At 66.2% G+C, this 12,767-nt stretch carries 12 protein-coding genes and 1 tRNA gene; 11 read left to right on the top strand and 2 right to left on the bottom strand.

The window, feature by feature from the left end:
- Nucleotides 1-45 precede the first annotated feature (45 nt).
- The 3 genes from ACSE4D_RS03585 (at nucleotide 46) to ACSE4D_RS03575 (ending at nucleotide 2,373) form a co-directional block, all read left to right on the top strand.
- Nucleotides 46-387: a DUF485 domain-containing protein gene (locus tag ACSE4D_RS03585; RefSeq protein ID WP_135537204.1), complete on the top strand. Its 342-nt coding sequence runs from the start codon at nucleotides 46-48 to the stop codon at nucleotides 385-387.
- Between the two features lie 20 nt (nucleotides 388-407).
- Complete coding sequence (locus tag ACSE4D_RS03580) at nucleotides 408-2,036, top strand: solute symporter family protein (RefSeq protein WP_135537483.1); 1,629 nt, start codon at nucleotides 408-410, stop codon at nucleotides 2,034-2,036.
- A gap of 266 nt (nucleotides 2,037-2,302) precedes the next feature.
- Nucleotides 2,303-2,373 (top strand) — tRNA-Gly (locus ACSE4D_RS03575).
- 69 nt (nucleotides 2,374-2,442) lie between these two features.
- On the opposite strand, the gene ACSE4D_RS03570 is transcribed toward ACSE4D_RS03575, so the two are convergent.
- Together ACSE4D_RS03570 and ACSE4D_RS03565 are read right to left on the bottom strand one after the other, a co-directional pair.
- Nucleotides 2,443-3,105 (bottom strand): potassium channel family protein, encoded by a 663-nt coding sequence (locus tag ACSE4D_RS03570; protein WP_135537203.1) that lies wholly within the window; start codon nucleotides 3,103-3,105, stop codon nucleotides 2,443-2,445.
- Complete coding sequence (locus ACSE4D_RS03565) at nucleotides 3,098-4,516, bottom strand: TrkH family potassium uptake protein (RefSeq protein WP_436326658.1); 1,419 nt, start codon at nucleotides 4,514-4,516, stop codon at nucleotides 3,098-3,100. Before ACSE4D_RS03565 ends, ACSE4D_RS03570 begins: the two co-directional genes overlap by 8 nt.
- A 59-nt stretch (nucleotides 4,517-4,575) precedes the next feature.
- Here ACSE4D_RS03565 and ACSE4D_RS03560 point away from each other — a divergent pair, with 59 nt between their 5' ends.
- The 8 genes from ACSE4D_RS03560 to ACSE4D_RS03525 all read left to right on the top strand — a co-directional run bounded on the left by ACSE4D_RS03560 (nucleotide 4,576) and on the right by ACSE4D_RS03525 (nucleotide 12,729).
- Nucleotides 4,576-5,772: an acetoin utilization protein AcuC gene (locus tag ACSE4D_RS03560; RefSeq protein ID WP_436326657.1), complete on the top strand. Its 1,197-nt coding sequence runs from the start codon at nucleotides 4,576-4,578 to the stop codon at nucleotides 5,770-5,772.
- 188 nt (nucleotides 5,773-5,960) lie between these two features.
- Complete coding sequence (locus tag ACSE4D_RS03555; protein WP_009882927.1) at nucleotides 5,961-6,059, top strand: 30S ribosomal protein bS22; 99 nt, start codon at nucleotides 5,961-5,963, stop codon at nucleotides 6,057-6,059.
- 72 nt (nucleotides 6,060-6,131) lie between these two features.
- Nucleotides 6,132-6,377: a glutaredoxin family protein gene (locus ACSE4D_RS03550; protein ID WP_135537200.1), complete on the top strand. Its 246-nt coding sequence runs from the start codon at nucleotides 6,132-6,134 to the stop codon at nucleotides 6,375-6,377.
- Between the two features lie 27 nt (nucleotides 6,378-6,404).
- Nucleotides 6,405-7,100 carry a redox-sensing transcriptional repressor Rex gene (locus ACSE4D_RS03545; protein WP_436326656.1) on the top strand — a complete coding sequence of 232 codons (696 nt, stop codon included), beginning with the start codon at nucleotides 6,405-6,407 and terminating at the stop codon, nucleotides 7,098-7,100.
- On the top strand, nucleotides 7,097-9,574 hold the full coding sequence (gene hemA / locus ACSE4D_RS03540) for a glutamyl-tRNA reductase (RefSeq protein ID WP_436326655.1): 2,478 nt from the start codon (nucleotides 7,097-7,099) through the stop codon (nucleotides 9,572-9,574). Before ACSE4D_RS03545 ends, hemA begins: the two co-directional genes overlap by 4 nt.
- Nucleotides 9,571-11,175, top strand: coding sequence for a uroporphyrinogen-III synthase (locus ACSE4D_RS03535; RefSeq protein ID WP_135537197.1), 1,605 nt, complete (start codon nucleotides 9,571-9,573; stop codon nucleotides 11,173-11,175). The genes hemA and ACSE4D_RS03535 overlap by 4 nt, the downstream gene beginning before the upstream one ends.
- Nucleotide 11,176: 1 nt before the next feature.
- Entirely contained in the window at nucleotides 11,177-12,220 is a 1,044-nt protein-coding gene (gene hemB / locus ACSE4D_RS03530) for a porphobilinogen synthase (protein WP_436326654.1), read from the top strand.
- Complete coding sequence (locus tag ACSE4D_RS03525) at nucleotides 12,217-12,729, top strand: MarR family winged helix-turn-helix transcriptional regulator (protein WP_425120399.1); 513 nt, start codon at nucleotides 12,217-12,219, stop codon at nucleotides 12,727-12,729. The genes hemB and ACSE4D_RS03525 overlap by 4 nt, the downstream gene beginning before the upstream one ends.
- Nucleotides 12,730-12,767: the final 38 nt, after the last annotated feature.

Genomic DNA, 12,767 nt, shown 5'->3' with positions numbered 1-12,767 from the left:
ATGTGATTCAGGACACTGAAGTTCTGTCCATTCAAAGGAGAAAGAATGACTGACAATGTCAGCCTCGGGGTTGATTTCCTCGAGGAAGAGGAAAATCCTCAATTCAAAGCGCTCAAGCGCAAGAGGTTCTCGGTGGTGATCCCGCTGTCGATCGCGTTCCTCGTCTGGTACTTCCTCTACGTCATCCTCAGCACCTACGCCCACGATTTCATGTCCACCAAGGTGGTCGGTGAGATCAATGTGGGACTGGTGTTCGGACTGCTGCAGTTCGTGACGACGTTCGCGATCACGATGTTCTATGTCTCATTCGCCAACAAGAAGCTCGATCCTCCAGCGCAGGAGATCCGTGAGCGTCTCGAAGCCCAGTCGGGAGGACTGCATTCATGAGCACTCTGGCAATCGGCGACATGCTCGCCTCCGGCAAAGACCTGCTGACCGCGGCGACGACCGAGGTCGAGAACAACCCCGTCCTCAACATCGCGATCTTCGCTGCCTTCGTCGGGGTGACGATGTTCATCGTGCTGCGCGCCAGCCGGAACAACAAGACCGCCTCCGACTACTACGCGGGAGGCCGGTCCTTCACCGGTCCGCAGAACGGTTTCGCCATCTCCGGTGACTACCTCTCGGCCGCTTCTTTCCTCGGCATCTGCGGTGCGATCGCCGTCAACGGCTACGACGGATTCCTCTATTCGATCGGCTTCCTCGTCGCGTGGCTCGTGGCTCTGCTCATCGTCGCCGAACTCATGCGCAACACCGGCAAGTTCACCATGGCCGATGTGCTCTCCTTCCGGCTCAAGCAGCGTCCCGTGCGCATGGCCGCGGCCCTGTCGACCCTGGCCGTGTGCTTCTTCTACCTGCTCGCTCAGATGGCCGGCGCCGGCGGACTCGTCTCCCTGCTCATGGGAATCGACGGCAAGGTCGGTCAGTCCCTGGTCATCGCCGTCGTCGGTGCGCTGATGATCATCTACGTCCTCGTCGGCGGAATGAAGGGCACCACCTGGGTGCAGATCGTCAAGGCGATCCTGCTCATCGCCGGAGCCTTCGCCATGACCATCTGGGTGCTCGCACTCAACGGCTTCAACCTCTCGACTCTGCTCGCCTCGGCGGTGGAGAACGCGGCCGAAGGCGTCGGGGAAGGAGTCCTCAACCCGGGCCTGCAGTACGGTGAGAATCCGCTCGACTTCATCTCCCTGGCTCTGGCCCTGGTGCTGGGCACCGCGGGCCTGCCGCACGTGCTCATGCGCTTCTACACCGTTCCCACGGCGAAAGAGGCCCGCCGTTCGGTGGTGTGGGCGATCTGGCTCATCGGCGCCTTCTACATCTTCACCCTCATCCTCGGCTACGGCGCGGCCGCACTCGTCGGCGCCGATGAGATCAAGAATGCTCCCGGCGGCGTGAACTCGGCGGCACCGCTGCTCGCGCTCCACCTCGGCGGGCCCATCCTCATGGGCTTCATCTCCGCGGTCGCGTTCGCGACGATCCTTGCCGTGGTGGCAGGCCTGGCGATCACCGCCGCGGCCTCGTTCGCCCACGACATCTACGCCAACGTCATCAAGAAGGGCAAGGTCGAGGACTCCGAGGCGGAGGTCAAGATCGCCCGTCGCACGGTCATCGTCATCGGTGCGATCGCGATCATCGGCGGAATCGGTGTGCAGGGGCAGAACATCGCGTTCCTCGTGGCCCTGGCCTTCGCCGTGGCCGCCAGCGCGAACCTGCCCACGATCCTGTACTCGCTGTTCTGGAAGGGCTTCACCACCCGCGGAGCCGTGTGGTCGATCTACGGCGGCCTGATCTCGGCGATGGTGCTCATCACGTTCTCGCCGGTCGTCTCCGGGTCCGAGACCGCGATGATCCCCGGTGCCGACTTCGCGATCTTCCCGCTGGCCAACCCGGGAATCATCTCGATTCCGCTGGGCTTCCTCCTCGGCTGGATCGCTTCGATCACCGACCGGACGGTGGAGAGTCCCGAGCTCGCAGCCGAGATGGATGTCCGAGCCCATACCGGGTTCGGCGCCGAGGAGGCCGTCGAGCACTGATCCGAACGTGACCCGATCACGTGGCGGGGACTGGAGATCGGACGTCGCTGGGTGTCCGTCGAACCCGACACGCAGGAGGAGGGGCGGCTGCGGCCGCCCCTCCTCGACTGCGTCGTGGGTGCCGGGCAGGGGAGGTGCCTGCGGTGAGAGACGGGGCGGGGGGGGTGCGTGTGCGGTGAGACGAGGTACACTGGTTCGAGTCGCCGATCACGGCACGTCCTGACCGGGGTTCACCTGGGCAGACAGCTGCTGATCTGAGGTGACATGCGGGCGTAGCTTAATGGTAAAGCTTCGGCTTCCCAAGCCGATGACGCGGGTTCGATTCCCGTCGCCCGCTCTCTTTGTGCCCACTGCTCGGACGGTTTCCCGCCTCGTCCGTGACCGCAGAAGCGGCGGAATCTGCAGCCTACGGCCGACCGGCGAACCGTCCCAGCAGCTCCACGTGGCCGGCGACGATGAGCAGATCCTGTTTGCCCACCCGGGTCGTCGGGTCCGCATAGGTGAAGTCGCGGCCGGGACTCTTGATGCCCACGATCGTGACGCCGTATTTGTCGCGGACTCCGGATTCACTGAGCGTGAAGCCCTGGATCTCCCGCGGCGGACGCATCTTGACCACCGCGAAGTGGCCTTCGTCGAACTCGATGTACTCCATCATCCGCGAACTGACGAGGTGAGCCACACGGCGTCCGGCATCCGACTCCGGGTAGAGGACGTGGTGGGCTCCGATGCGGTGGAGGATCTTGCCGTGGGAGGGGGAGATCGCCTTCGCCCACACCTGCCCGACACCGAGGTCGACGAGGTTCGCAGTCGTCAGCACGCTGTCTTCGATCGAGGTGCCGATGCCGACGACGGCAGTCGAGAAGTCACCGGCACCGACCTGGCGCAGCGCGTCGATATTCGTCGAATCGGCTTCGACGACGTGGGTGAGCTTGCCGGACCAGTCCCTGACGAGCTCGGGGTTGTGCTCGATCGCCATGACCTCACGTCCCAGCCGGGCCAGGGTGGCCGCCGTCGAGGACCCGAATCGTCCCAGTCCGATGACGAGGATGGAGCTGTGTTCGTTAGCCAACGACGGGCCTTTCCTCGGGGTAGCGGTACAGGCGCACTGAATCCTGCATGGACAGTGCAGCCGCAAGTGTAATCGTACCGAGTCGGCCGATGAGCATGATCACCGACAGAACATAGAGCCCCGCATGCGGTGACGACGCGGACACCCCGGAGCTCAAACCCACCGTGCCGAAGGCCGAGATCACCTCGAACAGCACGCGGTCGAGCGGTTCGGCACTGATCTGCAGCATCGTCAGGGTGCCGACGAAGACGATCATCGCGCCGGTGAGCAGGATCGAGATCGAGAGCTTGATCGTCGAGGAGGTCAGCCGCCGACCGAACACGTGGACATCCTGCAGGCCCCGGGCCTCCGCAAATGCGGCGAGGACGAGCACGGCCACGGTCGTGACCTTGATGCCGCCGGCTGTCGAGGACGAACCGCCGCCGATGAACATCATGAGATCCATGAGCAGGTGCGAGGCCTGACTCATGTCCGCGACGTCCATCGTCGCGAAACCCCCAGACCGGGGCATGACGGCCATGAACAGCACCTCGACGAAGGTGTGCCCGGCGTTCTTGTCGCCGAGCGTCGCCGGGTTCGCCGACTCGAACAGCGCCAACAGCAGCAGGCCGACCGCCAGCACCGTCGTCGTGGTCGTCAGCGTCAGCTTCGTGTGCAGGTCCCAGCGGCTCGGCCGATTCCAGAACATCGCGACCATGAGCACGACGGGAAACCCGAGAGACCCGACGAACACGCCGGCCATGAGCAGAGACAGGATCCACGGATCCGCGGCGAAATACGCGGCCCCGCCGGGGTGAATGGTGAAACCGGCGTTGTTGAATGCCGAAATCGAGTAGAACACCGAATACCAGGTCGCATCGCCCAAGGACTCCCCGCGCATGAGGAAGCGCGGGAACAGCAGCACGGCGAGGATCGATTCGGCCGTGAAGATCGTGATGACCACGGTCTTGAGCAGGGAGCCGACCTGACCCAGATTGAGCGCCGAGGTGGCCTGCTGGGCGATGAGCCGCTGCCGGACCCCCAGCCGACGTGAGACCGCCATGCCCAGCACCGAGGCGAGGGTGAGGATGCCGAGACCACCGACCTGGATGCCGGCGGTGATCACCGAGATCCCGAAATCCGACCAGTACTCCTCCGTCACGACCGGGCTGAGCCCGGTCACACACACTGCCGAGACGGCGACGAAGACGGAGTTCGCGATGTGCGTGACCCGATCCACCGAGCCCGGGTCGCGCATGCTCGCCGGCAGGATCAGCAGGATCGCGAAGAGAGCGACGACGGCGATGAACGAGCCGATCGCCAACCGGGCGGGCGAGGCGACGGCGAGGTCGTCGACGAAGTCACGGACCCACCGTCCCGGCCGCAGCAGCCGATCGAAGCGCGGTGCGGAATTCTTGGACACAAGCACCATGGTAGATCCGCAGGCCCCGGAACCGGTGCAGGTGAGCTGTGCCATATAGCATGGTGGGCATGGCCGAAAATGATGTCTATGTCGTGTGGGACGAAACGGTGACCGGTTACAACTTCGGTCCCAGCCACCCCATGCACCCCTTCAGGCTCGACCTGACGGCGAAGCTTGCCCTCGATTTCGGGCTCTTCGACGCCGAGAACGTCCACGTCCACCCGATCAATGACATCGACGAGGCCAAGCTCGCTCGACTCCACGACGCCGACTTCATCGCCGCCGTCAAACAGGCAGGAACCCCCGAGGGCCTCAGCGAAGAGGACGCGGACCGCTACGGCATCGGCACCGAGGATGTTCCCGGCTTCGAGAACATGCACACCGCCTCGGCACTGCTGTTCCAAGGCAGCATCGATGCCGCCGACGCCATCATCTCCGGCGGCTACCGGCGCGCCGTGAACTTCTGCGGCGGAATGCACCACTCGATGCCGGGCAAGGCCAGCGGGTTCTGCGTGTACAACGATGCCGCCGCCGGAATCACCGAATTCCTCGACGCCGGCTTCGAGCGCATCGTCTACCTCGACCTCGACGCCCACCACGGTGACGGTGTGGAGACGTTCTTCTGGGACGATCCGCGGGTACTGACCATTTCGATCCACGAATCGGGGAAGTTCCTCTTCCCCGGCACGGGCTATCCCGCGGACATCGGGGGACTGAAGGCGGCCGCCTCGGCGATGAATGTCGCTCTGCCCCCGCGCACCGGGGACGCGGACTGGCTGCGGGCCTTCGACGCCACGGTCCCGCAGGTCGTCGCTGCCTTCGAACCGCAGGTCATCGTCTCCCAGCACGGCTGCGACGGTCACCGCAGCGACCCGCTGACGCATATGCGGCTGAGCGTGGATGCGATGCGCATCGCCGCCGAACGGGTCCGGGACCTCGCGGTCGAACACGCGGAGGGGAGATGGCTGTCCGTCGGCGGCGGCGGGTACGCGATCATCGACGTCGTGCCCCGCGTATGGACGAATCTGTTGGCCATCGCCGCCGGCCGCGACATCGAACCCGGCGCCCGCATCCCGGGTCGCTGGGCGAACTACGCACAGACGAAGACCGGACGCGAAGCTCCGCTGTCGATGACCGACGGATTCGACGGAGCCTTCGAGCCGTGGTCGAAGGGATTCGACCCCGAAGCCGAGCTCGACAGGACCGTGATGGGAACACGGAAGAACGTCTTCCCCTTCTTCGGACTCGACCCGTACTTCGACTGAGCCGCGAGCCCGCAGCTCACGGCCCGACCGGGCCGGCACCCCGCGGTGACGCGGCTGAGTCTTCCGGCCGCTGTGGATCTCGACACAGTTTTGGGAAAGCAGGCCGGCAGGCGATAGAATTGCACGGTTAGTTCAATGGGTGGGCACCTGGTGTTCACCCTCCACCGACAAGCACAAGGGGTACCCGAGTGGGCTCAGTCATCAAGAAGCGCCGCAAGCGTATGTCGAAGAAGAAGCACCGCAAGCAGCTTCGCAAGACACGTCACCAGCGTCGCAACAAGAAGTAAGACCCGACGGTCCTACGCCCCCGCTCGAGTGATTTCTCGGCGGGGTTTGTTGCACCCGATGAGGAGTGAGCCATGGTCGAGCTGACCTTCCTCACGCGCGTCGACTGCCATCTGTGCGCTCAGGCGCTGCAGACCGTCACCGAGGTGGCCGCCGGCAGAGACGTGAACGTGACCGAGATCGATATCGACACCGATGACGACCTGGCCGCGCAGTACGGCTGGGACGTTCCGGTCGTGCTCCTCAACGGGCGCCAGCACAGTTTTCATCGAGTCGAGAAGGATCGGCTGTCCAAGGCCCTCACGGCACTGGGCGCATGAGATCGATTGAAGGAGTGAGACGGATTCGTGGGCGAGATTCTGTCCGCCAACAGGATTGAGGGTGTTGTTCGCAAGGACGTACCCGAGCGCGTGATCTCCCGACTTCCGATCTACCTGCAGACCGTCGAGACCATCGCCGCAACAGGCCAGGAGACAGTGTCTTCGGAGGACCTCGCTGCTCGCAGCGGGGTGTCCCCGTCGATCCTGCGCAAGGATCTGTCCCAGCTGGGACGCTCCGGCACCCGCGGTGTCGGCTACTCCTGCCCGGAACTGGCTGCGACCCTGCGGACCTTCCTCGGTCTCGACCGGGACCGCAGCGTCGCCATCATCGGCGCCGGTCGTCTCGGCTCCGCCCTGGCCGACTACGCCGGATTCCGCCGACGCGGTCTGCGTCTGACCGCCATCTTCGATATCGATGAGGAGAAGATCGGCACCGCCATCGGCACACTGACCGTCTCCTCTCTGGACGAGCTGATCACCTGGCCCGAACACATCGACCTGGTGGTCATGGCCGTCCCCGCAGCCGCGGCACCCGCGGCGGCCCACACGGCCGTCGAAGCGGGTGTGCGCGGCATTCTCAATTTCTCACCCACCGTGCTCGACGCCCCGGACACCGTCCGTGTCCACCAAGTCGATCTGGCCAGTGAGCTGCAAGTACTCGCATACTATTCGGCGCTGGATACGGCACCGCTCAACCCTGGTTTTGAGGAGCACAGGAATTGACTCTCTTGGTTCTCGGCATTTCCCATCAGTCGGCCCCGATCGACATGCTCGACAAGCTGGCCTTCAGCGCCGGCGAGGTCGGCGCCCTGCGAACTGATGCTCTGGCGGGAGACAACGTCGACGGACTTGCGGTGCTCTCCACCTGCAACCGGCTCGAACTCATCGCCGACGTCTCCGCCTTCCACGGGGGACTGGCCGACCTCGGCAACGCTCTGGTGTCCTCGATCGACAAAGAGTGGTCGGACATCGCCGGCCACTTCTATGCCCACTATGACAACCAGGCCATGGAGCATCTGCTCAAGGTCGCCTGCGGGCTCGACTCGATGGCCATCGGCGAGGCTCAGATCCTCGGTCAGCTGCGCTCGGCCTTCACCGATTCGCAGACCGACAAGGCATTGACCTCGGAACTGTCCCAGGCCCTCCAGCGGGCGCTGCGCGTGGGCAAACGCGCTCACTCGGAGACCGACCTCGGCGAGGTCGCCCGTTCGCTCTTCGGCGCGGCCCTCGAAGCCTCGGCCGGACACATCGGTTCGCTGCGCGCGGCCAACGCCCTGGTCATCGGCGCCGGAGCGATGTCCGGTCTCGTCGTCTCCGGGCTGCACAGGGAAGGGGTCGGGCGCATCACCGTGCTCAACCGCACCCTGGAGAAGGCCGAACGCCTCGTGGCCGAAGTGGGCGGGCGTGCCCGCGAACTGACCCCGCGTGTGATGGCCGAAGAGATCGCCGACGCCGACCTCATCGTCTCCTGCACCGGTGCCCGCGGCGTCGTCGTCTCCCGCGACGACATCGTCGCGGGACTGTCGCAGAACCCCAAGGGTGCGGCGAACAAGGCCTTCGTCGACCTCGCCCTGCCGCACGACATCGACCCCAGCGTGCGCGAATTCGAGCACGTCGCCCTGTTCGGTCTCGGCGAGATCCGGGAGCTGCTGAAGAACTCTGACAAGGAACGCGATGCGAAGGTCGCCGGCACCGTCGACGCGGTCCGCACCATCATCGCCGCCGAAATCGAGAACATCGCCACCGGCAACAAGGAACGTTCGGTCGCCCCGACGGTGACCGCTCTGCGTACCCACGCCAAGGACGTGCTCGCCGCGGAGACGCAGCGTCTGGAGAAGAAGCTCGGTGCGGCCGTGGACGAGAAGTCCTTCGCCGAGATCCGCAAGTCCCTGCACCGGGTGGCCGAGAAGCTCATCCACACCCCGACCGTGAAGGTCAAGGAACTGGCTGTGACCGAGTCCGAGGTCGACTACGCTCAGGCGCTCATGCAGCTGTTCGATCTGCCCGTGAACAAGGTCGCCCACGCCATGACCCCACCGGAGACGAAGGTCGCGAAGGCCGCCAGCGTCCACCATGTCGAGGCCGACGGCATCCGCCCGGTCGCCGATCACACGCTCGACATCGTCGAACCCGAACACTTCAGCGGCCGCACCGTGCGACTGGGCACCCGCCGGTCTCAGCTGGCCCGCTCCCAGTCCACGGCGATCGCCCACCAGATCGCCGCGCTCACCGGCTGGCGGGTCGAGATCGTCGAAGTCGTCACCGAGGGTGATGTCAACATGTCCCCGCTGGCCGGCTTCGGCGGCACCGGGGTCTTCGTCTCCGCCGTCCGTCAGGCCCTGCACCAGGGCAAGATCGACCTCGCCGTGCACTCGCTCAAGGACCTGCCCACCACCCCCGAGGCGGGCATCCAGATGGCGGCCATCCCGCCGCGCGTCGACCCTGCCGATGTGCTCATCGGCCGTGACGGTCTGAGCCTGGCTCAGCTGCCGGCAGGTTCCGTCATCGGCACCGGGTCGCCGCGCCGAGCCGTGCAGCTGCGTGCCGCCCGCCCCGATATCGAGGTCCGCGGGGTGCGCGGAAACGTCGACACCCGCATCGCCCACGTCCGCGACGGACGCCTCGACGCTGTCGTACTCGCCGCTGCCGGTGTGCGCCGCATTGGCCGTCTGGCCGAAGCCACCGATTCGATCGACTTCGATGTCATGCTGCCCGCCCCCGGCCAAGGCGCCCTGGCCGTGGAGACTCGCAGCGCCGACAGCAACTTCGCGAACACCGAAGGCATCCTCAACGCCGATGCCGAAGTGCGTGCCGCGCTGCGGCGCATCCACGACCAGACCACGGACCTGTCCGTCACGTGCGAACGGGCGATCCTCTCCCGCGCCGAGGCAGGATGTTCGGCACCGATCGGTGCCCTCGCGAAGATCGAAGGCACCACGTTCATCGTCGACGCCGTCATGGCCGACGACGACGGCAAGCTCGCCCGCACCCGACAGAGCACCGAACTGCCTGCCGTCCCGGATGTCGACTGGTCCGCCGGAACACAGCAGCAGCTGACCGTGGCCGCGAAGGAACTCGCCCGCGTCGCCGACGAACTCGGCACCGCAGCCGCCGAAGACCTGCTCGATCGGCTCGGCATCGACCCGGCGGCCAGCGCCGATCACCTCACCCCCGTCAAGGCACAGGAGCAGGGATGACCAACGCACCGACCACGGGCCGGGTCCAGCCCCGCCGACTCCTGCCGGCCGCACCGCGTGTCGTCTTCATCGGCAGCGGCCCCGGCGAATCCGGGCTGATGACGATGCGCGGGGCAGAGATCCTCGCCACCGCGGAGACCGTCGTCTACGACGCCGATGTGCACTCGGAGATCGTCACCGCGTATGTGCCGCAGGCGGCGAAACTCATCGACGCCGCCGATCTCGGTGTCGCCGCGTCGACCCGCGGCCGCCGCCTGGCCGGACTCGCCCGCCCCGACAACACGGTGGTGCGGCTGAGCTCGGATGACGGGATCATCTTCACCACGACGACCGCCGAGGCCGCTGTGTGCCGCAAGGAACAGGTCGAGGTGGAGATCGTGCCCGGCGTCGGACTGTCCGCCTCGACGGCGGCCTTCACCGGCACCGCGCTGACGACGAACCGGGTGCGTTCGGTGCGATTCATCGAAGCCGGACCGCAGACGCATGTCGACGTCTCCCGTCACCGCAACACCACTCATGTGCTCACCGGCTCCGCTGCCGCTCACGAACAGGCCATCGAAGCACTGCTGGCCGACGGCTGGGACGAGGACACGAAGGTCCTCCTCGGATGGGGGATCTCCACGATCGAGCAGACGAGTGTGGAGACCACCCTGAAGCAGGCGCTGTCCATGGCTCAGACAGGTTCGGATCGTATGGTGGTGATCATGGGACAGGGAGTGGAATCCAGAGGAGAACTCAGCTGGTTCGAATCCAAACCCCTCTTCGGCTGGCAGGTGCTCATCCCGCGGACGAAGGAACAGGGAACCTCCACCGCCGAGGCGCTGGCCGAGCTCGGTGCCGTCGGCACCGTCGTCCCCACCATCGCCGTGCAGCCCCCGCGCACACCGACCCAGATGGAGAAGGCGATCCGCGGCCTCGTCGACGGGTCCTACGAATGGGTCGGCTTCACCTCGGTCAACGCCGTGCGTGCGGTGCGCATGTGGTTCGAGGACTTCGGACTCGACTCCCGGTCGATGGCCGGAGTCAAGGTCGCGGCCGTGGGCGGCCGCACCGCCGCCGCGCTCGTCGACTGGGGCATCACCCCCGATCTCGTCCCCGACGGTGAGCACTCGGCGCGTGGCCTGGCCGCGGCCTGGCCCGACTTCGTCGATGACATCGACCCGATGAACACCGTGCTGCTGCCCCGTGCCGACATCGCCACCGAGGTGCTCGTGGCCGGACTGCTGGAGAAGGGGTGGGACCCCGACGACGTCACCGCCTACCGCACAGTGCGGGCCTCCCCGCCGCCGGCGCCGATCCGCGAATCGATCAAGGCCGGCGACTTCGATGCCTTCCTCTTCACCTCCTCCTCCACGGTGCGCAACCTCGTCGGCATCGCCGGCAAACCCGCCCCCACCTCGGTGATCTGCTGCATCGGCCCGGCGACCGCGAACACCGCGGAAGAACACGGACTGCGCGTCGACGTCCTCGCCGAGGAAGCCAACCTCACTTCGCTCATCGACGGACTCGTCGAATTCGCTCTCACCAAGCGGGCTGAAGACGTGGACGCCGGGGTCTCCCCGAAACGTCCGAGCCAGAAGCGCCGCAGAAGGAAGGCCTGACATGTCATTGGTTCCCGGATCCGTTCGCCCCCGCCGGCTGCGCACGACCCCGGCGCTGCGCCGACTCGTCTCCGAAGTCCGCCTCCACCCCGCCGACCTCGTCCTGCCGATGTTCGTCAAAGAGGAGCTGAGCGAACCGGCTCCCTTGGGCGGGATGCCCGGAGTCGTCCAGCACACACTGGACTCGCTGCTCGACGCCGCCCGGGAAGCCGTCGCAGCCGGAGTCGGCGGACTCATGCTCTTCGGGATCCCCGAGCACAAGGATCCGATCGGCTCCCAGGCCGACGCTCCCGAGGGGATCCTCAACCGTGCGCTCGCGCTTCTCCACGAGCACCTCGGCGAGGACACGGTCATCATGTCCGATCTGTGCCTCGACGAGTTCACCTCGCACGGTCACTGCGGAGTCCTCGACGACTCCGGAGCCGTCGACAACGACGCGACCCTCGACCGCTACGCGTCGATGGCGCTGGCACAGGCTCGCGCCGGAGCCGAGGTGCTCGGACTCTCCGGCATGATGGACGGTCAGGTCGCCTACTGTCGGGAGGCACTCGACGCGGCCGGGTTCACCGACACCGTCATCATGGGCTACACCGCGAAGTACGCCTCCGCCTTCTACGGGCCGTTCCGCGAAGCCGTGGATTCCGAACTCCAGGGCGATCGCAAGACCTACCAGCAGGATCCCGCCAACGGCCGCGAGGCGATGCGCGAGCTCGGCCTCGACCTCGCCGAGGGTGCCGACGTCGTCATGGTCAAGCCCGGACTGCCCTACCTCGACGTTCTCGCCGAAGTCGCCCGCGAATCCATCGTGCCCGTGTGGACCTACCAGGTCTCGGGGGAGTACGCGATGATCGAATTCGCGGCCGCGGCCGGAGCCATCGACCGTGAGAAGGCGATCGAGGAATCCCTCATCTCCTTCAAACGGGCCGGCACCGATGCGATCCTCACCTACTGGGCCACCGAGGTCGCCCAGCGCCTCCAGACCGAAGCCGCCGGCACCACCGCGTCAGGCGCAGCCGTCGGGGCGGCGACCGGAGCCCGGCGATGACCGAACCCCGCTGGCTCAATCCTGCGGACCAGAAGGCGTGGCGCAGCTACCTGAGCGGCTCCCAGCTGCTGAGCGCGCAGCTGGACAAGGAGCTGCGGGAGAAGCACGGCATCGGTCTGCCCGAGTACGAGATCCTGGTGCGCCTGTCCGAACACGAGGACAGAACGATGCGCATGGCCCTGCTCGCCACGGACACGACGATGTCGAGGTCCCGGCTGACCCACAGTGTGGCCCGGATGGAGAAGCGCGGACTGCTCGAACGCTCGGCCATCCCCGAGGACGGACGCGGAGTCAACTGCGTGATGACCGCAGCCGGATGGCAGCTGCTGAGCACCGCGGCCCCCGACCATGTCGCGGGAGTCCGCAACCACCTCGTCGACCTTCTCGAACCCGAGGAGATGGCGGCGCTGGGCCGCGTCTTCACCAAAGTCTTCGAGCATTTGAGCCACACCGGCGAGACCGACCACACTGGTGAGAACGTCCACACCGGCGAGACCGGCGGCGCCTGAGGCGCACCGACCGCGTATCCGACCACGATCCGTGACGA

It is taken from the genome of Brevibacterium sp. FAM 27836 (assembly GCF_051351055.1).
GTDB lineage: Bacteria > Actinomycetota > Actinomycetes > Actinomycetales > Brevibacteriaceae > Brevibacterium.
The sequence above is the reverse complement of the archived record's forward strand: the minus strand, read 5'-3'. Positions and strand labels throughout refer to the sequence as shown.

Coding starts and splice junctions, on each gene's coding strand:
- ACSE4D_RS03585 (WP_135537204.1), top strand. CDS start 46: ATGACTGACAATGTCAGCCTCGGGGTTGATTTCCTCGAGGAAGAGGAA.
- ACSE4D_RS03580 (WP_135537483.1), top strand. CDS start 408: ATGCTCGCCTCCGGCAAAGACCTGCTGACCGCGGCGACGACCGAGGTC.
- ACSE4D_RS03565 (WP_436326658.1), bottom strand. CDS start 4,516: ATGGTGCTTGTGTCCAAGAATTCCGCACCGCGCTTCGATCGGCTGCTG.
- ACSE4D_RS03560 (WP_436326657.1), top strand. CDS start 4,576: ATGGCCGAAAATGATGTCTATGTCGTGTGGGACGAAACGGTGACCGGT.
- ACSE4D_RS03550 (WP_135537200.1), top strand. CDS start 6,132: ATGGTCGAGCTGACCTTCCTCACGCGCGTCGACTGCCATCTGTGCGCT.
- ACSE4D_RS03535 (WP_135537197.1), top strand. CDS start 9,571: ATGACCAACGCACCGACCACGGGCCGGGTCCAGCCCCGCCGACTCCTG.
- hemB (WP_436326654.1), top strand. CDS start 11,177: ATGTCATTGGTTCCCGGATCCGTTCGCCCCCGCCGGCTGCGCACGACC.
- ACSE4D_RS03525 (WP_425120399.1), top strand. CDS start 12,217: ATGACCGAACCCCGCTGGCTCAATCCTGCGGACCAGAAGGCGTGGCGC.